This is a genomic window from Pseudomonas sp. E315, assembly GCF_055406205.1.
The window spans coordinates 171,124-196,245 of record NZ_JBUZPJ010000001.1 but is presented as its reverse complement, the minus strand read 5'-3'; the positions used below and the strand labels follow the sequence as shown (position 1 = coordinate 196,245).

Below are 25,122 nucleotides of genomic sequence, written 5' to 3'. Positions count from 1 at the left end.
CTGTAAAACGCAGCTACACAGCACATCACAGATGCACTCCCATACTCATGACGTCACCATCAGCGTCATGAACAACCTCCCCGCACTCGCCCGCATGCTCGAAAACCTCATCCGCTTCGGCACCATCGCCGAAGTCCAGATGAAGCCACCCCGTGTACGCGTGAAAACCGGCGAACTGCTAACCGGTTGGCTACCGTGGATCGCATTGCGGGCCGGGGCAGATGTGGACTGGAACCCGCCCACTGTCGATGAACAGGTCATCATTTTCAGCCCGTCCGGCCAGCTCGCTAACGGCATCGCCCTGACTGGCATCTACAGCACCGCGAACCCGGCCAACGGCGAACGCGAAGGTTTACATCGCCGCACGTACCGTGACGGCACGGTGATCGAGTACGACAGCGTGGCGCACCATTTAAACGCGGTACTGGCTGACGGCGGTACGACCCATCTGGGCAGTTCGGGCGGGATCACCATCGTTGGCCCGATCACCCACCAGGGCGATTACACCCAAATCGGCAATCAGACAGTCACCGGCAAGGTCACTGTTTCTGAGGATGTGCTGGCCGCTGGCATCAGCCTGGTCAAGCACACCCACGGCGGCGTGATGCCCGGTGGTTCTGTAACGGGAGCGCCGCAATGAACCGTGAAACAGGGGCCGCGATCAGTACAGTCGAGCATATCGGCCAATCCATCAGCGACATTCTGACCACCCGCCTCGGCACTCGCGTGATGCGCCGCGAATACGGCAGTTTGTTGCCTGAGCTGGTGGATCATCCGTTCAATGACGCCACGCGTTTACGGGTCTATGCCGCCAGTGTGATGGCGATCATGCGTTGGGAGCCTCGCATCAGTATCAGCCGCGTGCAACTGCAAGGTACAACGCTGCAAGGCCAAGTGGTGATTGATATTGAAGGTCGCATCCTCGACCGTAATCAGGCGCTGAACATGAGCTTGCCCCTACAACTGGGAGGCGGCGCATGAACACCTTCGCCGCTATCGACCTCAGCCTGTTGCCCACGCCGCAGATCGTGCAGCAGATCGACTATGAGCAAATCCTTGCCGAGCGCAAAGCCCATGCCGTCAGCCTGTGGCCGGTTGAGCAGCAGGCCGAAATCACCGCACGCCTGAATCTGGAGTCGGAGCCGCTGACCAAGCTGCTGGAAGAAAACGCCTACCGCGAAACCCTCTGGCGGCAACGGGTGAATGAGGCGGCAGTGGCGAACATGTTGTCGCTGGCTACCGACTACGACCTGGACAACCTCGCAGCCAATTTCAACGTCAAGCGTTTGGTGATTCAGGAAGGCAAGCCAAACGCTAACCCGCCCGTTGCCCGTGTGATGGAAAGCAACGACAGCCTGCGCGAGCGGGCGCAAATGGCATGGGAAGGTTTGAGCACTGCCGGGCCGCGTAACAGTTACATCATTCACGCCCGCGCTGCCGATGGCCGCGTGGGTGATGCCACCGCCGAGAGCCCCAGCCCTGCGGTGGTGGTTGTGACGGTACAAGCCTTGCTCGGCGACGGCACGGCCAATGCCGCGTTGTTGGCGACCGTTCTGGCTTATCTCAGCGATGAAGACCGACGCCCCGTGGCGGATCGCCTCACGGTGCAACCCGCGCAGGTCATTCGTTACCAGGTCAAAGCCACCCTCTACCTGACCACCAGCGGCCCAGAGTCTGAGCCGATCCTTGCTGCCGCTGAAAAACGCCTGTTGGCTTTTGTGCATCAGCGCCGTCGCTTGGGCATGGAGGTATCTGAATCCGCTATCCACGCCGCGCTGCATGTGGAGGGCGTGCGCAAAGTCACGCTGTTGAACTGGCAAGACATTCGCGCCACGCCCTATCAAGCGCCCTTCTGCACATCCGTCACCTTGTCGTTGGGTGTTGAGGCGTGAGCGGACCATCGTTGTTGCCGCGCAATGCCAGCGATCTGGAACGCCAGGCGGCACAAGCGCTGGCACAGATTCAGCGGGTGCCCATTCCGCTGCGTCAGCTATGGAACCCCAACACCTGCCCCGCCGAACTGTTGCCGTATTTGGCTTGGTCGTTGTCGGTCGACCGCTGGGACAGCAAATGGCTGGAGAGCACTAAGCGCGCTGCAATCCGGGCGTCTTACGTCATCCACTCGCGTAAAGGCACCATCGGTGCGCTGCGCCGTGTGGTCGAGCCACTGGGTTATCTGATTGAGATTGTCGAGTGGTGGCAGACCGTACCCGAGGGTATTCCCGGCACTTTCGCACTCAAGGTTGGCGTGCTCGATACCGGCATCACCGAGGAGATGTATCAGGAACTCACTTTCCTGATCGATGACGCCAAACCCGTCAGCCGCCACTTGACCGGCTTGGCGATCAGCCTTGAAAGCACCGGCAACATCAACGTGTTTGCCGCGCTCTACGAGGGTGACGAAATCGACGTTTACCCACCGGCCCCGCGTGACATTGAGGTCACGGGCCTGCTTGGCCCTGTGGGCCGTGAACACCACATCGAAACTCTGGACGTTTACCTATGATTGATCAAAACAGCCAGTTCATGGCGATCCTGACTGCGGTCGGGAAAGCCAAACAAGCCAACGCCGACGCCCTTGGCATCCCTTGGACCTTCTCGAAAATGGGTGTGGGTGACGCCAATGGCACCGACCCAATCCCCAGCCGTACCCAGACCCAGTTGATCAACGAGCGCAACCGCGCCCCACTGAATCAGGTCAAGGTCGATCCGAAAAACACCAACGTGGTGATCGCCGAACAAGTGATCCCGGAAAACGTCGGCGGCTGGTGGATTCGTGAAATCGGACTGTACGACGCCGACGGTGATCTGGTGGCCGTAGCCAACTGCGCGCCGAGCTTCAAGCCGTTGTTGACACAGGGCAGCGGCAAGACTCAAGTAGTGCGGATGAACTTCATCGTCACCAGCGCGGCCAACGTCACGTTGAAGATCGATCCGAGCGTGGTACTGGCTACCCGTCAGTATGTAGATGACCGAATCATTGAAGTACTGCCGCCGACGCGTACGCCGGGGAGCTATACCAGGGTCGTAACAGATAAGCGTGGCGTGGTGATCGAGGGCAGCAACCCGGACACACTGGCCGAAATTGGTATCAAGGACGCCTATACCAAAGAGCAAATTGATGGAGCACTCAAGCTCAAGGCTCCGCTGGCCAACCCCTCATTTACCGGCAAGCCAATAGTCCCAACCCCAGCACTCAATTCGAACGATCTCCAAGCGGCCAATACGGAGTTTGTCCAGGCCGTTATTGCTGCGCTTGTTGGAGGAGCACCCGGTGCGCTGGATACACTGAAAGAGCTGGCGGCCGCCTTGGGGGGCGACCCAAATTTTGCCAATACCATCATTAATGCACTGGCATTGAAAGCGAACAAAGACGAAGCCATGCCTCTGGGTGAAGGCGGATGGGGCACTCGGATCGTTGCCGCGTACACCGATATGAAAGCCATTGATATGACGTGTTTCTCTTATCAAATCCCGACGGCTGGAACCCTTAATGGTTTTGGCAACGCGGCAGGAAGTGTGCTGACGGCCTATTCGCAAAATTCCGGCTGGCAAGCTTACATTCGAGACAACGTGTTCATGTTCCGTGGTCATACAGGTGGTGTATGGACAGAAGACTTTACTGTTTGGCACTCGGGAAACCTCGACCTTAATCAGGTGTTACCCGCGGGTACTTCAATTGACTATGCAGGCCCGGTGGCGCCGACAGGCTTTCTAAAAGAAAACGGAGCGGCCATATCGCGAGCTACTTATGCACGGTTGTTTGCCGCTATTGGCATCCGCTACGGCGCTGGTAACGGCTCGACCACTTTCAACCTGCCAGACAGTCGAGGTGAGGTCTTTCGTGGCTTGGATGAGGGCCGAGGTATTGACCGTGGCCGCACCTTAGGCAGCGTTCAGCTAGATCAAGTGCAGGGAATGAAATACCCAATGTCGTGGGGCCAAGGAGCAATTGTCACTGGTGGTGCTTACGCCGGTAACGATCTACGTCGATATTCTGTCGCAACAACACTTCCCCAGCTCTCCGCACCCATCTCGGACGGGGTCAACGGCACGCCGCGTATCGGCGCTGAAACCCGCATGCGCAACGTTGCGCGTCTCAAATGTATTAAGTACTGAGGCCTTTATGAGCGACGATCTTTTGGTGGTTTATCAATCGCACCCGCTGACGGGTGAGTTTATTGGCACCGCTTATGCCGACCCTGATCCCCTTGAACCAGGTAACTGGCTAATACCAGGACGAGCCGTGACCGAAGCACCGCCCGAAACCAAGCCCGGCTTTGCTGCGATTCATGTGCCGGGGGTTGAACCGGCATGGACGGTGATCGAGGACTTTCGCGGCGAGGTGTACGACACCGTTACCGGCGAGCCGCGTCAGTGGATCAACCTCGGGCCATTGCCGGACAGCTTGACCACACAACCCAAACCAAACCCGGATCATGTGTGGAACGGTCAGGCTTGGGTCATTGATCGCGAGGTCGAGCAGGCCAACCAGCGGACTCTGGAACGCCAATGGCGCGACGCCGAGATTGAGAACGTCCAATGGCTGCGCGAACGCCACCGTGACGAGTCTGATCTTGACCTGGCCCACACCCTGACGCCGGAGCAATTCAAGCAACTGCTGAGCTACCTGCAAGAGTTGCGCGATTGGCCGCAGTCGCCGGACTTTCCTGCACTGCAACAGCGCCCCGTTGCACCGGACTGGATTGCCAACCAAATCCAGTGATCCAACATCAGGGCGTCTACACCCCGACGCCCTGTAACCCCACACGCTACAAGCCCACCTCCTCGCCCATCCGCCACGCACGCGGCAGCCTGTGCAGTGTCATTCCACTGCGCAGGCATCACCCATGGCCGATTATCTCCACGGCGTGCGGGTTCTCGAACTCAACGACGGCACCCGCCCCATTCGCACTATCCCCACCGCAGTTATCGGCATGGTTTGCACAGCCGATGACGCGGACGCAGCGTTCTTTCCACTGGATACGCCAGTACTGATCACCAACGTACAAAGCGCTGTCGGCAAAGCTGGGGTCAAAGGCACCCTCGCCGCCAGCCTGCAAGCCATTGCTGACCAAACCAAGCCCTACACCATCGTGGTGCGGGTCAAGGAAGGCGCAGACGAAGCCGAAACCACCAGCGCGCTAATCGGCACCACCACCGCCGACGGCAAGTACACCGGCATGAAAGCCCTGCTCGCGGCCAAGGCTCGGCTGGGCATGGTGCCGCGCATTCTTGGCGTACCGGGGCTGGACAGCTTGCCGGTGGCCACCGCACTGGCGAGCGTCGCGCAGCAGTTGCGGGCCTTCGCCTACGTCAGTGCCTGGGACTGTAAAACCAAGGAAGAAGTGGTCGCTTACCGCGAAAACTTCGGTGCCCGTGAGGTCATGGTCATCTGGCCGGACTTCCTCAACTTCGACACCATCACCAGCCAAACCGCTGTCGCATCAGCAGTGGCCCGCGCCCTGGGCTTGCGCGCCAAGATCGATCAGGAGATTGGCTGGCACAAAACCCTGTCCAACGTCGCGGTCAATGGCGTCACCGGCATTAGCGCCGACGTGTTCTGGGATCTACAAAACCCGGCCACCGACGCCAACTACCTCAACAGCAACGAAGTCACCACGCTGATCAACGAAGGTGGCTATCGCTTCTGGGGCAGCCGCACGTGTTCCGACGACCCGCTGTTTGCCTTTGAGAACTACACCCGCACCGCGCAGATTCTCGCCGACACCATCGCCGAAGCGCACATGTGGGCGGTTGATAAACCGATGCACGCCTCGCTCGTGCGCGACATCGTCGAAGGGATCAACGCCAAGTTCCGCGAGCTGACCTCGCAGGGCTACTTGATCGGCGGCAGTTGCTGGTTCCCGGACGACATCAACGAAAAAGACACCCTCAAAGCCGGCAAGCTCTACCTCGACTACGACTACACCCCGGTGCCGCCGCTGGAAGACCTAACCCTGCGTCAGCGCATCACCGACCGCTACCTGATCGACTTCGCCAGCAAGATCAACCGTTAAACCGGGCCTCCCCGCAAGGGGAGGCACACCCTTATCCCGGAGATAACCTCATGGCCCTGCCACGCAAACTCAAAAACATGAACCTGTTCAACGACGGCAACAGCTACACAGGTGTCGCCAAGTCCGTCACCTTGCCTGCGTTGGGCCGCAAGATGGAAGCCTATCGCGGAGGCGGCATGAATGGCCCAGTCAAGGTCGATCTGGGCTTTTCCGACGATGGTATCCAGTTGGAATGGAAGACGGGTGGTCTCGATCTGATCTCCCTCAAACAGTTCGGCGCGGTCAATGCTTCGGGTGTTGCCCTGCGCTTTTCTGGCTGCTTCGAACAGGACGACACAGGCGAAGTCAGCACTGTGGAAATCGTCGTGCGCGGCCGCCACGAAACCATTGAGATGGGTGACGCGCAGCCAGGCGAAGACACCGAGCATTCCATGACCACCACCTGCACCTATTACAAGTTGACCGTCGACAACGAAGAAATTATCGAAATCGATCTGCTCAACTTCATCGAGAAAATCGGCGGGGTCGACATGCTAGAGAAACAGCGTTCAGCCATCGGCCTCTGATCACCCAACCTTAAACAATCACCACACGTATTCTTCCCAGGAGCTTTAGTCATGACCACCAAAGTAACCACCGACCAACCTGAAGTTCAGCCATTGACCGACGACAACACCGTCATCCTCGACACCCCAATCCGTCGTGGAACCACCACGCTTGACAGCATTACCTTGCGCAAACCCAATGCGGGCGAACTTCGCGGTATAAGCTTGGCTGATCTACTGCAAATGGACGTCAACAGCTTGATCAAGGTGTTACCGCGTATCAGCACGCCTACTCTCACCTCCGTTGAAATCAGCGCTATGGACCCTGCCGACTTGTTTGCCCTCAGCACCAAGGTGTCTGGTTTTTTGCTACAGAAGTCGCTGAAAACGGACGCATCCCTCGCTGCGTAGAAGACGCGATGGCTGACTTGGCAGTGGTTTTTCATTGGGCACCGACTGATATGGATCAGTTGAGCCTGCAAGAGCTGATGGGCTGGCGCGAGCGCGCAAGGGTGCGGAGTACCACCGATGGCAAATGATCTGCGGATTCAGGTATTGCTCAACACCATTGACCGGGTAACAGCACCGCTACGCAGTATTCAGCGCCAATCCAGCGTTGCTGGGCAGGCACTCAAAGTAGCTAGGGACAAGCTGAAAGCCCTCAATGACTCGCAGAAACAAATAAACGGTTTTCGCGGGCTCAAGCAAGGACTAAGTTCCACACGCTCCGAGCTACAAGCCGCTCAGCGGCGTGCTCAGGCACTGGGACGGGCCCTGTCTCAAACGCAAAATCCCACCCAAGCCATGACGCGAGAATTTGCACAGGCCAAGCGTGCAATGCAGCAGCTCAAGCGGCACGAAGCTGCCCAAACGCTGCAACTCCAACAGATGCGTCAACGGTTAAACGCGGCAGGAATATCAACACAAAACCTTGGTGAACATGAGCGCCGTTTGCGGCAGGACATCATCAATGCCAACCAGCAAATGGAACGTCAGCGTCGACGCCTTGAAGATCTCACCCGTCAACAACAACGGTTGACTCGCGCCAGGCAGACGTATCAACGCCAACAACAGGCTGTAGGCCAATTGGCTGGCAAAGGTACGGCTGCCGCATTTGGTGGTGGAGCGGCATTGTTTGCTACGGCACGGCTACTTAAACCGGGTGTAGAGTACGGTGCCCAAATGAGCGAATTACAGGCTGTGACTCGCCTGGATAAAGGCGATGAGCGTCTAAAAGCACTCAAGCAGCAGGCGCGTGATCTTGGAGCCTCTACCGCGTTTAGTGCCACACAGGTCGGTGCTGGCCAAACCTTTCTCGCACGTGCAGGCTTCACACCAGAAGCGATCAATTCCTCTATGCGAGATGTGCTCGATCTTGCCATTGCCAATGGTGTGGACTTAGCACGAGGAGCAGATATCGCTTCAAATATCAGCAGTGCCTTTAAGATCGATCCCGAAGTTGCGGGCAATATCACCCGTGTTACCGACGTACTCTCAGGGGTGTCAGCCCGCGCCAACGTCAACCTCGAAATGCTCGGCGACACCATGAAATACATGGGTTCAGCCGAAGGCCTCGGGCTAACGCTCGAGCAGGCAGCAAGCATGGCAGGCTTATTAGGAAACATCGGTATTCAGGGCAGCCAAGCTGGCACCACCATGCGCGCCATGCTAAACCGCCTGGCAGCCCCCCCAAAAGCAGCGGCAAACTCTATTGCCGAGCTTGGCCTGAAAGTCAGTGATGCAAACGGCAACCTTCGCGAGATGCCCGACATCCTTCAAGACATCTCCACCGCTACCGCAAAGATGGGCAACACCAAGCGCGCGGCACACTTTAAGAATATTTTTGGCGTGGAGGCGGGCTCAGGTATGGCTGAGCTGATTGATAAAAGGGGGACAGGAGCCCTGACAGCGCTGCTGAGCGAGTTGAAAAATGCCCAGGGTGAAAACGCTAAAATGGCACTTGTCCGCGCCGATAACATTGATGGTGATCTGAAGGGTCTGCGTAGCGCTTGGGAAGAAGTGGGTATCAGCATCACCGATGTAAACGACGGGCCAATCAGAGACGTAGTAAAAAGTATTACTGAGGTAATACGAAACATTGGTCAGTGGATCAAGGCTAATCCAAAACTCAGTGGCGTGCTGTTCAAAACAGGCGTCATTATTGCGGGCCTGATGGTAGCTATAGGCGGTTTGATGGTAGCGGTTGCAGGTGCCTTATTGCCATTTATTACCTTACGCCTGATGTTGGCTCAACTAGGTATTCGCATGCCAGGATTGATCGGCACGCTCATGAACTTGGGTAAAAATGTGCTGCCCTTTGTCGGTAAGGCGCTGCTTTGGCTCGGACGAGCACTGATGCTCAACCCCGTTGGGCTAGCAATTGCTGCCATCGCGGGAGCAGCCTACCTGATCTACGAAAATTGGGACGCGGTCAAAAGCTATTTCTCTAACTCCTGGAAGGAAATAAAAGCCGGTTTTGATGGCGGCGTAAGCGGCATTCTCACGGTACTGACCAATTTCAGCCCCATTGGTTTGGTCTATCAAGCCTTTGCGGCAGTGCTGAGCTATCTGGGAGTTGACCTGCCTAGTCGATTTACCGAGTTTGGTAGCATGATCGTTAATGGCCTGATCAGCGGACTTACTGCTGGCTTAAGCAGGGTCAAAACGGCCATTAACAATATCGGCGACTCGACCATTAGCTGGTTCAAGGAAAAGCTCGATATCCACAGTCCATCTCGAGTGTTCGCTGATTTGGGCGGATTCACCATAGCAGGCCTGACACAGGGACTAGAGGGTGGCAAGAAAGGCCCCCTAGACGCACTGACCAGCATGATCAAACAACTGACTGCGGCTGGCACCTTGGCCCTAGGCACAACCGTTATGCCTGCACTCGCTGTAGATGATCGCCCACCGATCAACGGCCTATCAACCGCAGCCGTGTACGACAGTCACGACACCTACGAATTCACTCTAACGGTGGCTCCTGGCATGGATCTGCAAAGCCTGGAAAAGAGCCTGCGCGCCATGCTAATCCGCATCGAGAACGAAAAAAAAGCCCGTCAGCGCAGTAAACTTTCTGACTTGGAGTAACCGCCGTGATGCTCGCCCTCGGTATGTTCGTATTTAGCCTATCCACCGCTGCCTATCAAGAACTGCAGCGCCAAACCGATTGGCGCCACGCGAGTAACAACCGTATCGGCGCAGCTCCTGCTAGGCAGTTCATGGGCCGTGGCGACGATACCGCCGCCCTCCCCGGGACAATCTTTCCGGAATTGGCCGGCAGTGCTCTGAGCCTCGACACCTTGCGATTAATGGCCAACACCGGCAAGGCTTGGCCCATGATCGAAGGCAGTGGCCGAATCTACGGGCTGTGGGTGATCGAAAGCATGAGCGAAACCAAGACCCTTTTTTTCCGGGACGGCACCCCTCGGCGAATTGAGTTCACCCTGAACCTTAAACGCATCGACGATGACCGAATCGACTTGTTCGACGCAAGCACAAGCATTGGGGCCAACATCTTGCGAGATTTGCTGTGACCGAGTCAGTGCTTTCCAAGGTTACCGGCTACCTCAACGATAACCCCGAGCGACTCATCCGCGACACTGCCTACACAACCCCGACCTTTCGGCTCAGTGTCGATGGCCTCGATATCGCGCAATTGATCAGCCCCCGGCTGATGAGTCTGGAATTGACCGATAACCGAGGCATCGAAGCGGATCAACTTACCATCATCCTCAGTGACCATGATGGTCTGTTAGCTATTCCGCCCAAAGGTGCAGTGCTCCGATTATGGCTGGGCTGGAGTGACACAGGCTTGGTGGACAAAGGCACCTACACCGTCGACGAAACCGAACACAGCGGCGCCCCAGACATGCTCAGCATCCGCGCTAGATCGGCTGACATGCGTAAGGGCCTCAAGACCAAACGCGAGCGCAGTTGGAGCAACACTACCCTCGGTGACGTGCTGACCGATATCGCCACCGGTAACAACCTGACAGCGACCATTGCCGACGCACTCAAGGCCTTACCCATACTGCAGCTTGATCAGGCCAACGAGTCCGACGCCAACTTGATTAGTCGACTGGGTGAAGAGTTCGACGCGGTGACCAGCGTCAAAGCGGGTTGTTTGCTGTGCCTACCAGCGGGCGGCGGTAAAACTGTCAGTGGCCTTGACCTGCCCCACATCACCCTCACTCGCGCCGACGGCGACCAACACCGCTACCTACAAGCCGACCGCGACAGCTACGACGGCGTGCGCGCCTATTTCTACGACGTCAACAGTGCCAAGAAACAGGAAGCCATTGCCGGCGGCGGCGACAACCTAAAAGATCTGCGGCACACCTACAGTGACCAACAGTCGGCGCTACGAGCCGCCCGTGCAGAATACAAGCGCCTGCAACGTGGCAACGCCACCCTTAGCTACAATCTGGCGATGGGCCGCCCTGACTTGATCCCGGAATTAACCTACACCCTTGAAGGTGTGAAAGCGGAAATCGACGAAATTATTTGGTACGGCGGCAACGTGCAGCACAGCCTTACCGCCGACGGCGGCTACACCGTGAGCCTAGAGTTGGAAAGCAAGTTGCCGGAGGATGGTGTAGAAGATCTTGTTGAAGAAAATCAGGGGGACTTCACCGGAGTCATTGCGCACTACCGTGATCAAAAAACGGGTAAGGAAAAGACGGTTACCGCAGGGGATCAGACCACACCGTGCCGACTAAAATTGCTTTACGCAAGCCAGCATTCGGCCAAACGGGCGGTAGATCGAGAGTGGGCGCGAATGAAAACCTGAACCGGCAGCCGTTTGCTCATAAAAGATTAATCACATAAGCTATCAAGCATGAATACACACACATCGGAGGTAGTCATGGCCACCCCCAAAAAAATCGACAAACCTCATAAAAAGGTCATCAGCCACGAGCTGACTTACCTTGACGTTCGTCAGGCTGCACGCGATGGGCAAAAAGCCTTCGAAGCGTTCGTCCTGACTGGCAAACAGCCTGCCTCTAAGTAGGTTCTAATGCCTGCTGTAAAAATTTCCGCCCTCTTTCAAGAAATTAGTAATTGGGGAAACTTCGCCGCACACTTTTATAACTATAAAGTGTGCGGCGATTTACCCAACATTTTCGGCAGAGACGAAAAACTTGATTTGGCGGGTATTTGGCACATCCATTTAGCCAATACATTGAACATACAAAACCTCTGGTCCAAACAGAAAAATCAGTTCTATCGCACTACTCGCCTCAACGACCCTGAAAATGACATTTGGCTGATTTATGCCTATGACGAATATCGTGATGAATACTTGCTACTGACTATTATTGGACCTGACGCTCATAACCGTCAGGACTGGGGCTCATATCTGCGAAATATCCATAGCCAAATCGTTGAACCCTGGATGTTAGGGTCAATCGTTTATCCTGACATTGATGATTGAATCGAGCAGCCTGCTTACCGGCCTATGTGATACCGCCCTAGGCCCTCTGGTATTTCAAGGCTGTGCAAGACGCAATTCGTAAGTGGCACTGATAAAGCGTCAGGCAGGTTGATCACTTTAGTTCAAAAAGCCCAGCATCAAGTCAGGCTATTTACAGTAGCCGAACTTCACTACTCCAAAATAATAACGTTCAAATCAGGATTATAGTGCGTGGTAGCCCAGTACCCTGGTGCTTGATGCCCCTCTAGGGCATATCCAATAAACGTTCGCTCGGTTTTTCTCTTCTCATCGGCCTTGATTATTTCTGCTACCGCCTTTAATTGTTCAAGTGAAAGTTTAGATACCAGTCTCACTTCAACTGTGCGTTTAATATTGCCCAGATACTCATCGGACTTAATGTTATACACATTGACTAGGTTATCCTTTGCAACTTGACCGCTGCCTTTTCCACTCTGTGCGTCACCACTATTACCGCATGCAGTAAGAAATATACAAACAAACCCAACGACACATAGCTTTATAAAGTTCATCAGCATCTTCCCATCAAAAAACAAGCATCACTTACTCAACCAACCCTTCCTCAATACAATGCTCGACCATCTCATACTCAGTGCCCCACTGACGCTCACATGAGCGACGTAGGGTTCCTGAATAATTACGTTCTATGTTTTCTTTGGACATCCTACGTTCTTTGGCACAGTGCTCTTGCATGTCAAGTTCTTTAGGCCACTCGCGGGCACAGCGTGTAGCTATCTCGTCTTGAGGGGCACGGGCAATAACACTTGCAGAAGATTGTTGCTCTTTAATACAGTGCAAAATCATTTCATAATCAGTACCCCAATCGGACTCACAGTGGGTGCGTATCGGACCTGAGTGCTTTGTAACACTACTAAGTGCCTTTCTCTGTTCTGCAACACAGTGGTCGTACATTTCACGATCATTGGGCCATTCATCACGACAATGATTAGCTATGGCTTGCTCATCAGCCCAAGCAATACCACTGAATGCAGTCAGACATAGAACAACATAAAAATTTCGTATCATAATTCTTCCCTCCCTTGTCCCTTCATATCGTCGATCTACTCAACGAGTCGCTATGACTATGGGAGCCCAAGCAAGTGCTCGGGCCGTAGACCTTACAAACGGTCAACCTGAGGTAGTTGAAATCACCTCAGCCACTCGACGAATGTATCGCCGGTCACGCTCAGACATTTCCCTATAAAGCGTAAGAAGTTTCCTTTCGTCTTTCTTTAACGAGATTTCGAAGGATTTACTCTTTTGCCCACCTTTAGCTCCGCTTTGGTTTGACATGCTCACTGCTCCGTGAATCGCATAGTCAAACGCACGTTAAAGGGGGCAAGTCGTAAGTTAAGCGCGGTAACAGCTCTATTTCCTGAAGGACTACTCCCTACCTTTCGTGGATATCTCCCACATAGCCCCCACAATTCTATCAACTGCTGCCTGATCAGCTTCAGGTAAGGCCCTGTATTGATTTACCAACTTGTCCTCTGCTTCAGTAAATCCTTCAACGACCCGTGGTGTTGCTACCCCAGTGACAACATAAAGGATGTCGACACCTTTCTCGGCCACTGCTGCAAGGTATGCCGCATCTGGACTCCGATCACCTTTTTCATAGTTGTACTGGCTGTTTTTCGATGCCCCAGCTAGAGCGGCAAATTCAGTTTGGTTGAACCCCAAACGCTCGCGTTCTTCTTTGAGGCGCTCGCCAAATCCCACAAATATCTCCATAAATTCTTTACATTCCAACATTTGTAGGAAGTAATTAGACTATCATCACACGAAATCACACGATCAGAGACTATGCCGAACGCATCCTACATAGAGCAAGCATGCCTAGAAGCCCGTGAACGCCTGGGACGACTCGGCATCACAACAAAAGAGTGGGCTGAGAAGCACGAATTCAATCCGTCTACCGTCTACGCAGTGCTCAATGGGCAGAAAAAATGTTTGCGTGGAGAAGCTCACCGCGCTGCCGTTTTACTCGGCATCAAAGACGGCGTGATTACAAACTAGGGCCTCTGACTCCAGGGAGAAACCAGAAGATGAAACGCCCAGTTCTAGGCACCCGAAAAGACGTGGTCAGTGCAGTGATTTGTAGTTATCCCGGTGGCCGAGCGTATGCCGCTGCCAACCTCGGCATGAATCTCAAAAAGTTTGATAACCAGGCTTACGAAAACGCCGGCAGCCGCCCGTTGACGGATGAGCACATTTTCAGGCTTGAGCAGCAAGCCGGTACGACCTTTCTGCCCAGCTACATAGCCACGATGTACGGCGGCATGTTTGTGCCGTTGGCTGCACCGGGCACGCTGGATAACGTCGATTTATTCAGCCGTTCAGTTAAAGCCGCCGCCAAGCGCGGTTGTGTCGATCAAATCATTGCGCAGGCGTTAGACGATGGCGTGATCGAGAAGCATGAAGCCGAAGCCATCATCAACGCCTTGAGCCTTTATATGTCAGCTCGCTACGCCGAAGTGCTCGCGACTATCCAGCTCTACAGCGCAGGAGCCGCGTCATGAGCACCTACAAGCTTGTATGCCCTCACTGCCTGTCCCGCATGCGAATCCGCACCAGCGAAGGCACGCACATTTTTCTGCGTGTCGCTTACCTGCAATGCACCAACGAAGCCTGCGGTTGGTCGGGGCGCGCTGAGTTTGAAATGACCCACGAGATGAGCCCGAGCGGTATGGCGAATCCCTCGGTCAAGCTGCCGATTGCCAATGTCGCTCTACGCCGTGCGGCGATGACGACCACCACCGATCACCCCGACCTGCTGGATCAACTGGAAATGGAGCGTGCGATATGAATACGGCAACTCACACCGAGCATCAGGAATATCAGACCAGCATGCAGTTGGCGGCGCTGTTCTTTTTGCAGCGTCATCAAGCTGAACACTTGGGCAATGATCAACTGCTGTTTAGCCGTGCGGTTCAGCATTTGTCAGGCAGCCTGGAAGTGCCGCAGCACACTGCTGAGAAGCTGGTAACCCGTGCCTATGGCGAGCTGAAGTGCAGCAGCAACAGGCACCAATTGGATGTGAACGCTAGTTCTACCTCTGTTGCTGTTGTGACAGACCCTTCCAGCGGCCTGACGTGGGCTGTTCCGGTCAATCTGATTTACGAGCGCATCATCAACGCAACGGACAATCGCCGACTGCGCCTCGTTACGCCCTAACTCTTAAACACTTTTCTCCAGACCTGTTTGCAATGGGTTTGGGTGAGCTACGCCCGAAATTTGAGGTGGACCATGAAACAGCCGGTCGAAATCAGCGCCGAACTGACCCAGCAAGAGGCTGAGCTGCTGCTTGCCGAACTGCGCGGGCGCTATAGCCAGGCACTCAACGAAGTCTGGTACGCCGACGAGTTCCGGCTGATCCCCGAAGGCTTGCGTCATGGCTCCATTCTCAATGCCATGCCGGTGATGGCAGCCCAAAAGCGCCTGCTGGGCGCGCTCACACACAGCCTCAGAGCAGTGAAGTAATCCCGATGAATATGGAACATGAACTGCGCGCCGAAGTGCTCAAGCGACTTGAGAGCGACTACGAGCTTAAACACCGCTCAGGCACCCACTTTATGCGTGGCGGTCGTTGCCCGGCATGCGGCAAAAAAGAGCTATACACCCACCACAAAAACCCGTGGCTGATCATTTGCGGCAGGGAAGGCAAATGCACACAGAGCTGGCACGTCAAAGAACTGTACGAGGACTTGTTTTACGACTGGACTAAACGTGCGCCTTCAACCGACCAGTATCCCAATGCGACCGCCCGCGCCTATCTGGAGTTTGCCCGCGGCTTTCGTTTTGAGTTGATTCAGGGCTGGTTTACCCAGGACTCCTTTTACTCGGCCCAACACAATGCTGGCAGCGCGACGGTGCGTTTCGCCCTTGAGAAAGGGGGTTACTGGGAACGACTGATCGACCGCCCTCACCGCTTCGGCAAACAGAAAGCACGTTTTAAACAAGGCGAAAGCTACAAGGGTGTCTGGTGGTGTCCGCCTTGTGTTGATCTGCTTGAAGTCAAAGAGCTGTGGATTGTCGAAGGCATTTTCGATGCCATTGCCCTGGTACACCACGACATCGCCGCTGTCTCGGCCATGTCATCCAACGCCTTTCCCGAAGAATCCCTGAAAGAGCTTTCGCGGCAGCGCGGCGGTAAGTTGCCCAAGCTTATTTGGGCACTGGACAACGAGCCCGGCGCGCACCGTTACACCAAGCGCTGGGTGCGAATGGCACGCGACCTCGGCTATGTCTGCGAGGCCGCGCAAATCCCGCAGCAGGACAACCGCAAGCACGACTGGAATGACCTGCACCAGCGCTGGGTCGTAATCGACGACCTTGATAAACGCGCAGACCGCATAGACCAAGACCTGAAAGCAGCCCGGTATCACGGTGCTCTGTTGATTGCGGAAAGCGCCGCTGAGAAAGGCGTGCTGATGTACGAATGGCGCGAACGGCACGAGTTCCACTTCGGATTCGACAGCCGCCTGTACTGGTTCAAGATGGATTTATTGAAGTTCGATAAGGCCATGCAAACCCTCGACTCTTCTGAGCGCCAAGAAGACCAGGTACTCACTGATAAACAGCGCCGCGACAAGGCCTTGCGCCAATGCGGCGGCGTGGTGGAAATCGCTAACTGCTACCCACAAGCGTTGTATTTCCAACGCAACGAAGTGACGGACGAGTCCTGGTACTACTTCCGCATCGACTTCCCCCATGACGGTGGCAGCGTCAAAAACACCTTCACCGGTGGTCAGGTAGCAGCAGCCAGCGAGTTTAAAAAGCGCCTGCTCGGGATGGCAGCCGGCGCAGTGTTTACCGGCAGCGGCCAACACCTCGACAAAATCATGAAAGACCAGCTGTTTGGCCTGAAAACTGTCGAAACCATCGACTTTATCGGTTACAGCAAACAGCACGGCAGCTATGTGTTCGGCGACATCGCCGTGCGCAACGGCGTGCTCAGCGAGGTCAACAAAGAGGACTACTTCGAGTTCGGCAAGCTGCGTTTGAAGACGCTGCAAAAATCCAACCCGATGCACATCCAGCGCGACGCTAAGGAGTACCGCGAAGACTGGCTACCCATGCTGTGGACGTGTTTCGGTGCCAACGGATTGGTCGCACTGACCTTCTGGTTTGGCTCGCTGTTCGCTGAGCAAATCCGGGCGCAGTACAAATCCTTCCCTTTTCTGGAAGCCACGGGTGAAGCCGGCGCGGGTAAAACCACGTTGCTGACCTTTCTGTGGAAACTGCTGGGACAGGAAAAGGAAGGTTTCGACCCGTCCAAATCAACCCGTGCAGGACGTCAACGGGCGATGGGCCAAGTGTCCAACATGCCGGTGGTTTTGATCGAAGGTGACCGCAACGAGCCCGACAAGTTGCACGCCAAGGGCTTTGATTGGGACGAGCTGAAAGAGTTTTTCGGCGGCGGCACCTTGGGCACTAAAGGCATGAAAACCAGCGGTAACGAGACCCACGAACCGCCGTTTCGCGCCACGATTGCCATCAGCCAAAACGCCGCTGTCAGCGCCTCCGAAGCGATACTGACCCGTATCGTCAAACTGCACTTCGCACGCCCTGCGGTGACGACAGAAAGCCGCATAGCCGCTGACAACTTGAACCAGATCCCGGTCGAGCGGCTGAGCCACTTTTTGCTGAAAGCCGTGCGTGCAGAGCCACAGGTGATGGTCAAGTTTGCCGAGCGCGTGATCGTCCACGAAGAACGCCTGCGCAAGCTCAAAGAAATCCGCGTCGAGCGAATCATCAAAAACCACAGCCAAATGCTGGCCCTGCTCGATTGCCTGCGCTTGATCTGCCCGCTGGATGAAAACCAGTTGGCTACCACTCAGCAGCAACTGGTGACGATGGCTCTTGAGCGCCAATCGGCGATCAGCGCCGATCACCCATCGGTGGCCGAGTTCTGGGAAGTTTACGACTACCTCGAAAGCCTGGGCGAAGGCCAGCAGGTCAACCACAGCAACGATACAAAGCTGATCGCCATCAACCTCAACGAATTCGCCGAAAAGGCCAGCGAGCATCGCCAGAACCTGACCGACCTCAAAACCTTACGCGCCCTGCTGGTCGACTGCCGCAGCCGCAAGCTGCTGGAAACCAACAAACCGACCTACAGCGTTATCCGTGCAGCGCAGTCGGCAGCAAATCCTTTGTTCGATAAACCCAAAACCGTGCGCTGCTGGATTTTCCAGAGCGCTTAAACCGCTGTACCTACAGGAGCAACACGATGCAAAACGAACTGAAACCGGCAATTCGCTTTGACGACTTTTATGCGCTTTTTGGTGACCGAGGGATTGTCGCAATGGCTTGGTGGCTCGGCGGGCAATTGGCTGAGCCCATCCGCGAAGAACAGTGGAGCTTCCCTTTTCTGCATATCTGCGGCGAAGCAGGAAGCGGCAAGACGTTTTTGCTGGAGTACTTGTCGAAACTGACTGGCCCGCAGTCGGTATCGCATCACGACCCAGTGCGAACTACACGCGCAGCACGCATCAGAACCATCACAAACCCAGCCAACCGAGTGGTTATCTATGAACCCACAGAGCCAACAGAAAGCGAGTTCGATTGGGATGAACTAAAGGCGCTTTACAACAACGCTACTTTTTCCATCCATTCAGGGGACACCGCTGAAAGTATTGAACACACATTCAAAGGCGCGCTGGTGATCTGCGCGAACCAACCCGCCGAGTACAGCGAGGCAGTGGAAAGCAGGCTTGCTCGCATCGTTTTGAATAAATCACATCACGCCAACCGCCAACAGGCTGAAAACCTGATTCAACTGAGCGCTGAAAAAGCAGGCATTTTCGGTCTGGCTATCACCCGTAACACAACCAAGTTTCTCAACGACATCAACAAGCTCGCCCCTACCTACACCGCCGCCTTGCTTAAGGAGCATGCAGATCAGTTGAGTGCGCGAGCTGCCAAAAACGGCGGGCAACTCATGGCTTTAATTGACGTACTCAACCTGATACTCGGCCTCAGCAACAAACAACAACTCGCCGCGTTGAGATCCGTGAAATACAGCGTATGTGCTGACTTTGTGCCGTATTGATCAATCACCTAAATAGGAGTTCTGACATGCCACAGCAGCTCTATGCCGAGATCCAGGGAGACAGCAAATACGCCTATCAAGCTGACTGGCAAGAATCGCCCTTTCCAATCCATATCGAACCCGATATCGGCGGCTATGTCGTTGTAGGGGGAGTCGGCGGGCGTTTTCGCTTAGAGGACGTGAATGTCTACGTGATCGAAGACAAGCAGAAAATATTGATCAAGTGATGCCGGAGCAATCCGAAAATTGAAAAGGGTGTCGAGGAGTTCGTACCTCCCCGACACCAACTACCACCAGGAGCCATACCATGAAAGCAGAACACCCGAGCAGCAGCATCGCAGAGGCTAGCACGAACGAATTCAACATCGGTGACAAGGTGTCGTATGTGGTGATGACAGGCACAGCCAATGGTTATCAGCTCAGCGCCCGCATGGGCGAAATCATCGTTATCAATGGGGAAGTAGCAACAGTCAAATCGCGCAATGGGCGCAGAAGCATGCAACCGCTAAGCAAGCTGACGCCTGAAGGCCAACCCAATGCGCTGACCAAGGCTTTGCTCGGAGATGCGCTGTGAGCCATGTGGAATTTTTGGAAGGTCGGCGCTATGCAATTGAAGTACTGGAATCAGCCAAATCTGGCAACAACAGGCGCTTTATCCAGAGCGACATAAATACAATTGCCAACAACCTTCAGCACACCGCTACGAAACACCCGGAAAGTTACGCGACTGGCATTCAGTCGATCGTTACTCAACTACGCGAGGCTAAATGTCATGGCTGAGAATGGCAGAGGTTTCCCTTGGAATATGGACTTGACCAGTGTCTGCGACCAATGCAGTAAGGTCCGCGCTCACGGCAACCACTCCTTATGTAGCAAACGGCGGCAGGCTTTGAATGCTCAGCGGCGCGCAAGAGCAGCAGTCATGCTCCTAGAACAGCCCCGTGAAGCGTCTGGTTAACTCATCACCCAGGTGATGCGATCTTAACCACATTACGCCCTGACTCAGCTACGGCAATGGAAAAGCCACCGAATCTGAGTCTGTGCATAGAGAAGCGCCTTAAGGCCCGAAAGCGGGCCTTTTTTGCGTCTAAAATTTAGCTACATCAAGTGAGCAAGCAGTTATGGCTGACGGCGTCGAAGTGCGTGGCACCAATGTCCGTGTGTATTTCAAATATAAAGGTGAGCTTTGTCGCGAAACAGTTCTTGGCAATGGCTCGCCTGCAGATATTGCCAACGCTGAGCGAATCGTTGGCATCATCAACCATGAAATAAAACTCGGGGTTTTCAATTATGCCCGCCACTTTCCTGATTCTCCCCGCGTGAAAACCAACACCTTCGGCCAATACATTGATCTGTGGCTGAACATCAAGGTCAATCAAATCTCACGGTCGGGGTACAAGGGCTACACCAGCCGAATCGAAAATCACATCCGCCCTAAATGGGGGAATTGCCAAGCAGACCAGATTGATCACTTGGACATTCAAGACTGGATACAGAGAGAACTGATGAGCACGCTACACAACAAAACGATCCGAGAAATCGTCAGCAATATGAGGCAAATTTTTCGCTTGTACCGAACCCGCAACAAAATTGCTCATGACCCAACCGATGGCATCGTGATTACCTTGCCTGACGCTGAAGACCCTGACCCGTTCACTCGCGACGAGATCAACAAAATCCTTACAACCGACTCGAACCGCCCGCAGGAGCCTAATCTTGCTGAGTTTATGATCTGGGCCGGCCCCAGGGTCAGCGAAGCTATTGCATTGGCCTGGGAGGACGTAGACCTGGTCGCCGGCACGGTGATGTTCAGACGAGCACGGGTAAAAAGTCAGTACAAGGTGACCAAGACTCGACGTTCGACCCGAAAGGTCGCCCTGCTCGCCCCTGCACTGCGTGCCCTACAAGCTCAAGCCAAATTTACACAGGGTTTGCCGCCCGTGGAAATCGAGGTCATCGACAGGGACAACAGGACGTTGCGCCAACAAAAAGTACGTTTTGTTTTTCACAATGGCTCCAGCGGCAAGGCTTATCCAACTTCGGACACCTTGTGTAAACACTGGTGGAAAGATCACTTAGCCAAAGCCGGGGTTAGGTGGCGCGGCCCAAATCAATGCCGGCACACTTTTGCCAGTCAAATGCTCAGCAGTGGCCTGGCAACACCTGAATGGATTGCGGACCAACTGGGACACACGTCAACTGCTATGATTTTTAAGCATTACGCCAAATTCATCCGCCAGGACGGCCCGGATGTGGTGGGAATTCTGAATAAGTCATTGGGACTGTAGAAACGACAAAGGGGAAGTCGCTTTTCAGTGACTTCCCCTTTGCTTTTGCCATTGAAAGTTCCCAAATTGTTCCCAAAACCGTATTAAGTTTCAGCGAACTGCTTTAGAAACAAGGGCTTGTATGGCGGAGGCGATGGGATTCGAACTCATGGACCTGTTACAGTCGACGGTTTTCAAGACCGTTGCCTTAAACCACTCGGCCACACCTCCTAACGTTGTTTCGGGCGCCATAATACCTGAACGAAACACGTTGTCAAACTCTCTTGATCGATTGTTACAGAGCCTCTGCTATGATCTTTGCTACTTAACATTTCAAAACACAGGAGTATCGCAATGCGCGAACAGGATTACGCGGTTCATAACAGCGTGCAGGCCGAGCAGCTAGAGGTTAGCCGTGTCCTGCGCAACACTTACGGTTTACTGGCACTGACTTTGGCTTTCAGCGGGGTGATGGCTTACATTTCCCAGCAGATGCGTGTCGGCTACCCTAATATTTTCGTTGTGCTCATCGGCTTTTACGGGCTGTTCTTTTTGACCAACAAACTGCGCAACTCTGCTTGGGGCCTTGTGTCTGCTTTTGCTCTAACCGGTTTCATGGGGTTCTTGCTGGGCCCGATCCTTAACCGGTACCTCGGTATGCAAGGCGGCGCCGAAGTAGTGAGCTCTGCATTCGCAATGACCGCGCTGGTGTTTGGTGGTCTGTCCGCCTATGTGTTGATCACTCGCAAGGACATGAGTTTTCTCGGCGGTTTCATTACTGCGGGTTTCTTTGTTCTGCTGGGCGCAACACTGGCTAGCTTCTTCTTTCAGGTAAGCGGCCTGCAACTGGCGATCAGCGCTGGTTTCGTGTTGTTTTCGTCGGTTTGCATCTTGTTCCAGACCAGCGCCATCATCCATGGCGGCGAGCGCAACTACATCATGGCTACCATCAGCCTGTATGTATCGATCTACAACCTGTTCATCAGCTTGCTGCAAATTTTCGGCATCATGAGCCGCGACGATTAATCAGTAATCGCAATACCTAAAAAGCCCGCTTCGGCAGGCTAATGAGAAGGTCACCCCACACCCTGCGAGGGCTACGCTTTCGCAGGGTGTTGTGTTTTTTGGAGGCCATCATCATGAGCGAGCCAACACTAATCGGGATCTCTCTGAGCAAGCATAGTTTTCATCTCCCCTTCCTTAAGGGTAACGAAAACGATTTCATTGATGCCGAAGCTATTTTATTACCTGTTGCAAGCTTCTTTGGGCATCTGGCTTTATCATTGCGGCAGATTTGCTGACAGAGCCCACCATGAAATTTGCCATTGCCCTTTATTCAGCAGCCCATGCGCCCTCCTCTCGCCGCGCCCTGCGCTTTGCCGAAGCTGCACTCGCGGGAGGTCATGAAATTGTGCGTCTGTTCTTTTACCAAGACGGTGTTCACAGCGCCTCTAGCAATATTGTGACGCCGCAGGATGAGCAAGACCTTGCGCAACAATGGGCAACGTTTGTCAGTCATAACCAGCTTGATGGCGTGGTGTGCATTGCTGCCGCCTTACGTCGGGGCGTACTAAATGAAGATGAAGCCTCACGCTATCAACGCCCGGCAGCCAATTTGAAAGCGCCGTGGGAGTTGTCAGGGCTTGGGCAATTGCACGACGCCATTCAGTCAGCAGATCGACTGATCTGCTTTGGAGGGCCTTGATATGCCTAAGTCGCTTCTGATTATCAGTCGTCAAGCACCCTGGTCCGGTCCCAGCGCTAAAGAAGCCTTGGACATCGCGTTGGCAGGTGGCGCTTTCGATTTGCCGATTGGTCTGATGTTTATGGATGACGGGGTGTTCCAGCTCATACCCAAACAAAGCGCCGCAGCGTTGCAGCAAAAAGACTTAAGCGCCAATTTACAAGCGCTCTCATTGTTTGGGGTAGAAGAGCTCTTTGTGTGCAGTGACAGCTTGGCAGAACGTGGCATATTTCCCGAAAACTTTATTGTGGATACCCTGCAGCCGTTGCTTGCCGAAGAAGTCGCCGCAATTATTGATCGCTATGACCAAGTGATAACTCTCTGATGTCGACCCTACATGTTCTAAGCCACTCACCTTTTTCAGACACTCGCCTGAGCAGTTGCTTACGTATTATTGGCAACCAGGATGCCCTGCTTTTGTGTGGTGATGCCGTTTATGCCTTACAGCCCGGCAGCCAACCGCTAAAAGCAATTGAGCAGAAGACAGAAACGCTCACGCTTTTTTTATTGGCTGAGGATCTGGCTGCACGCAATCTTGAGTGCCCTCGTTGGGCGACCAGCATTGACTACCCTGCTTTCGTCGAGCTGTCAGTGCGTTATGACAAGGTGAACAGCTGGTTATGACCGCACTTAATCTCAACGGCAAAAGTATAGAGCTGGATAAAGATGGCTATCTGCTTGACCTTAATGATTGGTCTTCCGAAGTCGCTCATGCTCTGGCCGCACAAGCAGGCCTTGAGCTAAGCCCCGAGCATTGGGAAATTATTGAGCTGTTACGCAGTTTTTACCAAGAGTTCCAACTCTCCCCTGCCACTCGCCCGCTGATCAAATACGCCGCACTCAAACTGGGCGCCGAAAAAGGCAATAGCATGCACCTCAATCGTTTGTTCAACGGCACTCCAGCCAAGCTCGCCGCTAAACTCGCGGGCCTGCCGAAGCCGACCAACTGCCTATGAACAGCCAAGTTCCGCTATTGCTTGAGACGCCCGCAGAACACCCTTTTGCAGCATTTGTGCGCATTTTGGGTAAAGGCAAACGTGGCGCACGTAACCTGACTCGCGAGGAGGCCCGCGAAGCGATGGGGATGCTCCTTGACGAAAAAGTCGAGGACACACAATTGGGCGCCTTCCTGATGCTGCTCCGGCATAAAGAGGAAAGCCCTGAAGAATTAGCAGGCTTTACCGAGGCCGTACGTGAACGTCTGACAGCTCTAGCTATTAAGGTCGATATCGACTGGCCGACTTACGCAGGCAAAAAACGTCACTTGCCTTGGTACTTGCTGGCAGCCAAATGCCTGGCGCAGAACGGTGTGCGGATATTAATGCATGGCGGCGGCGCTCATACAGCCGGGCGCCTTTACAGCGAGCAACTGCTCGATGACCTGGCTATCCCGTTGTGCCGGGATTGGGAAAACGTCGAATACTCGTTAGATCAAGGCAACTTGGCCTTTATCCCACTTCAGGATTGGGCCCCTCAATTGCAGCGGATGATCGACCTGCGCAATATTTTGGGCCTGCGCTCTCCGATACATTCATTAGCACGCCTCTTGAACCCGCTAAATGCCCGTTGCGCACTACAAAGCATCTTCCATCCCGGTTATCAAAGTGTCCACCGTGAGGCCAGCCGTTTACTGGGTGATAGCAGCATCGTAATCAAAGGTGATGGCGGTGAAATCGAAATCAATCCCGACACCGCCAGCCATCTTTATGGGACTGCTGCGGGGGTTAATTGGGACGAAGAATGGCCCGCTTTATCTGCACAGCGCCACGTCAAGCCGTCATCATTGGAGCCCGATCACCTCAAAGCACTGTGGCGAGGAGAGGTCGAAGACAGCTACCCGCAACTGGCTCTGCTCTCGACGATGGCACTGGCCTTGCGCGGCTTAGGACACCCTCGAGAACAGGCATTCGAACTGGCCCAACGCTATTGGGATAACCGCAACAAATCGATTTAACTGATCGTTTACGCCCACCTTTTGCACTATTCGTTCGAACTTAGCCCATTAGACTGGGTTCCAACGCAAAACTGCCGAGGAGC

At 54.4% G+C, this 25,122-nt stretch carries 35 protein-coding genes and 1 tRNA gene; 32 read left to right on the top strand and 4 right to left on the bottom strand.

Going from position 1 to position 25,122, the window contains the following annotated elements:
* The first annotated feature begins 67 nt into the window (after positions 1-67).
* From ACZRJQ_RS01070 to ACZRJQ_RS01000, 15 genes are all read left to right on the top strand, one after another.
* Entirely contained in the window at positions 68-640 is a 573-nt protein-coding gene (locus ACZRJQ_RS01070) for a phage baseplate assembly protein V (protein WP_463976974.1), read from the top strand.
* On the top strand, positions 637-981 hold the full coding sequence (locus ACZRJQ_RS01065; RefSeq protein WP_463976570.1) for a GPW/gp25 family protein: 345 nt from the start codon (positions 637-639) through the stop codon (positions 979-981). The genes ACZRJQ_RS01070 and ACZRJQ_RS01065 overlap by 4 nt, the downstream gene beginning before the upstream one ends.
* Positions 978-1,892, top strand: a complete 915-nt coding sequence (locus tag ACZRJQ_RS01060) for a baseplate J/gp47 family protein (protein WP_463976569.1) — start codon at positions 978-980, stop codon at positions 1,890-1,892. Before ACZRJQ_RS01065 ends, ACZRJQ_RS01060 begins: the two co-directional genes overlap by 4 nt.
* A complete protein-coding gene (locus ACZRJQ_RS01055) occupies positions 1,889-2,506 on the top strand; it encodes a phage tail protein I (RefSeq protein ID WP_463976568.1) in 618 nt (205 codons plus the stop codon). Before ACZRJQ_RS01060 ends, ACZRJQ_RS01055 begins: the two co-directional genes overlap by 4 nt.
* Positions 2,503-4,119 (top strand): phage tail-collar fiber domain-containing protein, encoded by a 1,617-nt coding sequence (locus ACZRJQ_RS01050; RefSeq protein WP_463976567.1) that lies wholly within the window; start codon positions 2,503-2,505, stop codon positions 4,117-4,119. Before ACZRJQ_RS01055 ends, ACZRJQ_RS01050 begins: the two co-directional genes overlap by 4 nt.
* 7 nt (positions 4,120-4,126) lie before the next feature.
* Positions 4,127-4,726 carry a tail fiber assembly protein gene (locus tag ACZRJQ_RS01045; protein WP_463976566.1) on the top strand — a complete coding sequence of 200 codons (600 nt, stop codon included), beginning with the start codon at positions 4,127-4,129 and terminating at the stop codon, positions 4,724-4,726.
* A 124-nt stretch (positions 4,727-4,850) separates the two neighbouring features.
* Positions 4,851-6,020, top strand: a complete 1,170-nt coding sequence (locus ACZRJQ_RS01040) for a phage tail sheath protein (RefSeq protein ID WP_463976565.1) — start codon at positions 4,851-4,853, stop codon at positions 6,018-6,020.
* 50 nt (positions 6,021-6,070) lie between these two features.
* Entirely contained in the window at positions 6,071-6,586 is a 516-nt protein-coding gene (locus ACZRJQ_RS01035; RefSeq protein WP_463976564.1) for a phage major tail tube protein, read from the top strand.
* A 51-nt stretch (positions 6,587-6,637) separates the two neighbouring features.
* On the top strand, positions 6,638-6,976 hold the full coding sequence (locus ACZRJQ_RS01030; RefSeq protein WP_463976563.1) for a phage tail assembly protein: 339 nt from the start codon (positions 6,638-6,640) through the stop codon (positions 6,974-6,976).
* 8 nt (positions 6,977-6,984) lie between these two features.
* The gene (locus ACZRJQ_RS01025) at positions 6,985-7,104 is read left to right on the top strand and encodes a GpE family phage tail protein (RefSeq protein ID WP_463976562.1); all 120 of its coding nucleotides are present in this window, start codon (positions 6,985-6,987) and stop codon (positions 7,102-7,104) included.
* A gap of 298 nt (positions 7,105-7,402) precedes the next feature.
* Positions 7,403-9,655: a phage tail tape measure protein gene (locus ACZRJQ_RS01020; RefSeq protein WP_463976561.1), complete on the top strand. Its 2,253-nt coding sequence runs from the start codon at positions 7,403-7,405 to the stop codon at positions 9,653-9,655.
* A 5-nt stretch (positions 9,656-9,660) separates the two neighbouring features.
* Positions 9,661-10,101: a phage tail protein gene (locus ACZRJQ_RS01015; protein WP_463976560.1), complete on the top strand. Its 441-nt coding sequence runs from the start codon at positions 9,661-9,663 to the stop codon at positions 10,099-10,101.
* Positions 10,098-11,357 (top strand): phage late control D family protein, encoded by a 1,260-nt coding sequence (locus ACZRJQ_RS01010; RefSeq protein ID WP_463976559.1) that lies wholly within the window; start codon positions 10,098-10,100, stop codon positions 11,355-11,357. The genes ACZRJQ_RS01015 and ACZRJQ_RS01010 overlap by 4 nt, the downstream gene beginning before the upstream one ends.
* 75 nt (positions 11,358-11,432) lie before the next feature.
* Complete coding sequence (locus ACZRJQ_RS01005) at positions 11,433-11,579, top strand: hypothetical protein (protein WP_463976558.1); 147 nt, start codon at positions 11,433-11,435, stop codon at positions 11,577-11,579.
* Positions 11,580-11,585: 6 nt separating this feature from the next.
* Entirely contained in the window at positions 11,586-12,002 is a 417-nt protein-coding gene (locus ACZRJQ_RS01000) for a type II toxin-antitoxin system YafO family toxin (protein ID WP_463976557.1), read from the top strand.
* A gap of 170 nt (positions 12,003-12,172) precedes the next feature.
* Here the strand turns inward: ACZRJQ_RS01000 and ACZRJQ_RS00995 are convergent, their stop codons facing one another.
* The 3 genes from ACZRJQ_RS00995 to ACZRJQ_RS00985 all read right to left on the bottom strand — a co-directional run bounded on the left by ACZRJQ_RS00995 (position 12,173) and on the right by ACZRJQ_RS00985 (position 13,739).
* Complete coding sequence (locus ACZRJQ_RS00995; protein ID WP_463976556.1) at positions 12,173-12,532, bottom strand: hypothetical protein; 360 nt, start codon at positions 12,530-12,532, stop codon at positions 12,173-12,175.
* Between the two features lie 31 nt (positions 12,533-12,563).
* On the bottom strand, positions 12,564-13,046 hold the full coding sequence (locus tag ACZRJQ_RS00990) for a hypothetical protein (protein ID WP_463976555.1): 483 nt from the start codon (positions 13,044-13,046) through the stop codon (positions 12,564-12,566).
* A gap of 357 nt (positions 13,047-13,403) precedes the next feature.
* A complete protein-coding gene (locus ACZRJQ_RS00985; protein ID WP_463976554.1) occupies positions 13,404-13,739 on the bottom strand; it encodes a helix-turn-helix domain-containing protein in 336 nt (111 codons plus the stop codon).
* Positions 13,740-13,823: 84 nt separating this feature from the next.
* On the opposite strand from ACZRJQ_RS00985, the gene ACZRJQ_RS00980 reads away from it, so the two are divergent.
* From ACZRJQ_RS00980 to ACZRJQ_RS00935, 10 genes are all read left to right on the top strand, one after another.
* Complete coding sequence (locus ACZRJQ_RS00980) at positions 13,824-14,036, top strand: DNA-binding protein (protein WP_463976553.1); 213 nt, start codon at positions 13,824-13,826, stop codon at positions 14,034-14,036.
* Between the two features lie 29 nt (positions 14,037-14,065).
* Positions 14,066-14,539, top strand: a complete 474-nt coding sequence (locus ACZRJQ_RS00975) for a YmfL family putative regulatory protein (RefSeq protein ID WP_463976552.1) — start codon at positions 14,066-14,068, stop codon at positions 14,537-14,539.
* On the top strand, positions 14,536-14,826 hold the full coding sequence (locus tag ACZRJQ_RS00970) for an Ogr/Delta-like zinc finger protein (protein ID WP_463976551.1): 291 nt from the start codon (positions 14,536-14,538) through the stop codon (positions 14,824-14,826). The genes ACZRJQ_RS00975 and ACZRJQ_RS00970 overlap by 4 nt, the downstream gene beginning before the upstream one ends.
* A complete protein-coding gene (locus ACZRJQ_RS00965) occupies positions 14,823-15,194 on the top strand; it encodes a hypothetical protein (protein ID WP_463976550.1) in 372 nt (123 codons plus the stop codon). The genes ACZRJQ_RS00970 and ACZRJQ_RS00965 overlap by 4 nt, the downstream gene beginning before the upstream one ends.
* A 72-nt stretch (positions 15,195-15,266) precedes the next feature.
* Entirely contained in the window at positions 15,267-15,500 is a 234-nt protein-coding gene (locus ACZRJQ_RS00960; RefSeq protein ID WP_463976549.1) for a hypothetical protein, read from the top strand.
* Between the two features lie 5 nt (positions 15,501-15,505).
* Positions 15,506-18,226, top strand: a complete 2,721-nt coding sequence (locus ACZRJQ_RS00955; protein WP_463976548.1) for a toprim domain-containing protein — start codon at positions 15,506-15,508, stop codon at positions 18,224-18,226.
* 26 nt (positions 18,227-18,252) lie between these two features.
* Positions 18,253-19,074 (top strand): hypothetical protein, encoded by an 822-nt coding sequence (locus ACZRJQ_RS00950; RefSeq protein WP_463976547.1) that lies wholly within the window; start codon positions 18,253-18,255, stop codon positions 19,072-19,074.
* 26 nt (positions 19,075-19,100) lie between these two features.
* A complete protein-coding gene (locus ACZRJQ_RS00945) occupies positions 19,101-19,301 on the top strand; it encodes a hypothetical protein (protein ID WP_169863002.1) in 201 nt (66 codons plus the stop codon).
* 80 nt (positions 19,302-19,381) lie between these two features.
* Entirely contained in the window at positions 19,382-19,648 is a 267-nt protein-coding gene (locus tag ACZRJQ_RS00940) for a hypothetical protein (RefSeq protein WP_463976546.1), read from the top strand.
* Between the two features lie 547 nt (positions 19,649-20,195).
* The gene (locus ACZRJQ_RS00935; RefSeq protein WP_463976545.1) at positions 20,196-21,362 is read left to right on the top strand and encodes a tyrosine-type recombinase/integrase; all 1,167 of its coding nucleotides are present in this window, start codon (positions 20,196-20,198) and stop codon (positions 21,360-21,362) included.
* A gap of 122 nt (positions 21,363-21,484) precedes the next feature.
* Here the strand turns inward: ACZRJQ_RS00935 and ACZRJQ_RS00930 are convergent.
* Positions 21,485-21,572, bottom strand: a tRNA-Ser gene (locus ACZRJQ_RS00930).
* Positions 21,573-21,695: 123 nt separating this feature from the next.
* On the opposite strand from ACZRJQ_RS00930, the gene ACZRJQ_RS00925 reads away from it, so the two are divergent.
* The 7 genes from ACZRJQ_RS00925 to ACZRJQ_RS00895 all read left to right on the top strand — a co-directional run bounded on the left by ACZRJQ_RS00925 (position 21,696) and on the right by ACZRJQ_RS00895 (position 25,039).
* The gene (locus tag ACZRJQ_RS00925) at positions 21,696-22,367 is read left to right on the top strand and encodes a Bax inhibitor-1/YccA family protein (protein WP_463976544.1); all 672 of its coding nucleotides are present in this window, start codon (positions 21,696-21,698) and stop codon (positions 22,365-22,367) included.
* 113 nt (positions 22,368-22,480) lie between these two features.
* Positions 22,481-22,642, top strand: a complete 162-nt coding sequence (locus ACZRJQ_RS00920; protein ID WP_463976543.1) for a hypothetical protein — start codon at positions 22,481-22,483, stop codon at positions 22,640-22,642.
* A gap of 11 nt (positions 22,643-22,653) precedes the next feature.
* Positions 22,654-23,046, top strand: a complete 393-nt coding sequence (gene tusD / locus ACZRJQ_RS00915) for a sulfurtransferase complex subunit TusD (protein ID WP_463976542.1) — start codon at positions 22,654-22,656, stop codon at positions 23,044-23,046.
* A gap of 1 nt (position 23,047) precedes the next feature.
* A complete protein-coding gene (tusC, locus tag ACZRJQ_RS00910) occupies positions 23,048-23,410 on the top strand; it encodes a sulfurtransferase complex subunit TusC (RefSeq protein ID WP_463976541.1) in 363 nt (120 codons plus the stop codon).
* The gene (gene tusB / locus ACZRJQ_RS00905) at positions 23,410-23,709 is read left to right on the top strand and encodes a sulfurtransferase complex subunit TusB (protein ID WP_463976540.1); all 300 of its coding nucleotides are present in this window, start codon (positions 23,410-23,412) and stop codon (positions 23,707-23,709) included. Before tusC ends, tusB begins: the two co-directional genes overlap by 1 nt.
* Positions 23,706-24,041 carry a TusE/DsrC/DsvC family sulfur relay protein gene (locus ACZRJQ_RS00900; RefSeq protein ID WP_463976539.1) on the top strand — a complete coding sequence of 112 codons (336 nt, stop codon included), beginning with the start codon at positions 23,706-23,708 and terminating at the stop codon, positions 24,039-24,041. The genes tusB and ACZRJQ_RS00900 overlap by 4 nt, the downstream gene beginning before the upstream one ends.
* Positions 24,038-25,039 (top strand): glycosyl transferase family protein, encoded by a 1,002-nt coding sequence (locus tag ACZRJQ_RS00895; RefSeq protein ID WP_463976538.1) that lies wholly within the window; start codon positions 24,038-24,040, stop codon positions 25,037-25,039. Before ACZRJQ_RS00900 ends, ACZRJQ_RS00895 begins: the two co-directional genes overlap by 4 nt.
* Positions 25,040-25,122: the final 83 nt, after the last annotated feature.

Bases quoted from the DNA above. Each gene is read 5' to 3' on its own strand.
- ACZRJQ_RS00980 (WP_463976553.1), top strand. From the start codon at position 13,824: ATGCCGAACGCATCCTACATAGAGCAAGCATGCCTAGAAGCCCGTGAA.
- ACZRJQ_RS00990 (WP_463976555.1), bottom strand. From the start codon at position 13,046: ATGATACGAAATTTTTATGTTGTTCTATGTCTGACTGCATTCAGTGGT.
- ACZRJQ_RS01060 (WP_463976569.1), top strand. From the start codon at position 978: ATGAACACCTTCGCCGCTATCGACCTCAGCCTGTTGCCCACGCCGCAG.
- ACZRJQ_RS01070 (WP_463976974.1), top strand. From the start codon at position 68: ATGAACAACCTCCCCGCACTCGCCCGCATGCTCGAAAACCTCATCCGC.
- ACZRJQ_RS00900 (WP_463976539.1), top strand. From the start codon at position 23,706: ATGACCGCACTTAATCTCAACGGCAAAAGTATAGAGCTGGATAAAGAT.
- ACZRJQ_RS01030 (WP_463976563.1), top strand. From the start codon at position 6,638: ATGACCACCAAAGTAACCACCGACCAACCTGAAGTTCAGCCATTGACC.
- ACZRJQ_RS01000 (WP_463976557.1), top strand. From the start codon at position 11,586: ATGCCTGCTGTAAAAATTTCCGCCCTCTTTCAAGAAATTAGTAATTGG.
- ACZRJQ_RS00955 (WP_463976548.1), top strand. From the start codon at position 15,506: ATGAATATGGAACATGAACTGCGCGCCGAAGTGCTCAAGCGACTTGAG.
- ACZRJQ_RS00945 (WP_169863002.1), top strand. From the start codon at position 19,101: ATGCCACAGCAGCTCTATGCCGAGATCCAGGGAGACAGCAAATACGCC.
- ACZRJQ_RS00895 (WP_463976538.1), top strand. From the start codon at position 24,038: ATGAACAGCCAAGTTCCGCTATTGCTTGAGACGCCCGCAGAACACCCT.
- ACZRJQ_RS00920 (WP_463976543.1), top strand. From the start codon at position 22,481: ATGAGCGAGCCAACACTAATCGGGATCTCTCTGAGCAAGCATAGTTTT.
- ACZRJQ_RS00940 (WP_463976546.1), top strand. From the start codon at position 19,382: ATGAAAGCAGAACACCCGAGCAGCAGCATCGCAGAGGCTAGCACGAAC.
- ACZRJQ_RS01045 (WP_463976566.1), top strand. From the start codon at position 4,127: ATGAGCGACGATCTTTTGGTGGTTTATCAATCGCACCCGCTGACGGGT.
- ACZRJQ_RS00965 (WP_463976550.1), top strand. From the start codon at position 14,823: ATGAATACGGCAACTCACACCGAGCATCAGGAATATCAGACCAGCATG.
- ACZRJQ_RS00935 (WP_463976545.1), top strand. From the start codon at position 20,196: ATGGCTGACGGCGTCGAAGTGCGTGGCACCAATGTCCGTGTGTATTTC.
- ACZRJQ_RS00995 (WP_463976556.1), bottom strand. From the start codon at position 12,532: ATGAACTTTATAAAGCTATGTGTCGTTGGGTTTGTTTGTATATTTCTT.
- ACZRJQ_RS01040 (WP_463976565.1), top strand. From the start codon at position 4,851: ATGGCCGATTATCTCCACGGCGTGCGGGTTCTCGAACTCAACGACGGC.
- ACZRJQ_RS00960 (WP_463976549.1), top strand. From the start codon at position 15,267: ATGAAACAGCCGGTCGAAATCAGCGCCGAACTGACCCAGCAAGAGGCT.
- ACZRJQ_RS01025 (WP_463976562.1), top strand. From the start codon at position 6,985: ATGGCTGACTTGGCAGTGGTTTTTCATTGGGCACCGACTGATATGGAT.
- ACZRJQ_RS01050 (WP_463976567.1), top strand. From the start codon at position 2,503: ATGATTGATCAAAACAGCCAGTTCATGGCGATCCTGACTGCGGTCGGG.
- tusB (WP_463976540.1), top strand. From the start codon at position 23,410: ATGTCGACCCTACATGTTCTAAGCCACTCACCTTTTTCAGACACTCGC.
- ACZRJQ_RS00975 (WP_463976552.1), top strand. From the start codon at position 14,066: ATGAAACGCCCAGTTCTAGGCACCCGAAAAGACGTGGTCAGTGCAGTG.
- ACZRJQ_RS01035 (WP_463976564.1), top strand. From the start codon at position 6,071: ATGGCCCTGCCACGCAAACTCAAAAACATGAACCTGTTCAACGACGGC.
- tusD (WP_463976542.1), top strand. From the start codon at position 22,654: ATGAAATTTGCCATTGCCCTTTATTCAGCAGCCCATGCGCCCTCCTCT.
- ACZRJQ_RS01065 (WP_463976570.1), top strand. From the start codon at position 637: ATGAACCGTGAAACAGGGGCCGCGATCAGTACAGTCGAGCATATCGGC.
- ACZRJQ_RS00970 (WP_463976551.1), top strand. From the start codon at position 14,536: ATGAGCACCTACAAGCTTGTATGCCCTCACTGCCTGTCCCGCATGCGA.
- ACZRJQ_RS00925 (WP_463976544.1), top strand. From the start codon at position 21,696: ATGCGCGAACAGGATTACGCGGTTCATAACAGCGTGCAGGCCGAGCAG.
- ACZRJQ_RS01005 (WP_463976558.1), top strand. From the start codon at position 11,433: ATGGCCACCCCCAAAAAAATCGACAAACCTCATAAAAAGGTCATCAGC.
- ACZRJQ_RS01020 (WP_463976561.1), top strand. From the start codon at position 7,403: ATGCAGCAGCTCAAGCGGCACGAAGCTGCCCAAACGCTGCAACTCCAA.
- ACZRJQ_RS00950 (WP_463976547.1), top strand. From the start codon at position 18,253: ATGCAAAACGAACTGAAACCGGCAATTCGCTTTGACGACTTTTATGCG.
- tusC (WP_463976541.1), top strand. From the start codon at position 23,048: ATGCCTAAGTCGCTTCTGATTATCAGTCGTCAAGCACCCTGGTCCGGT.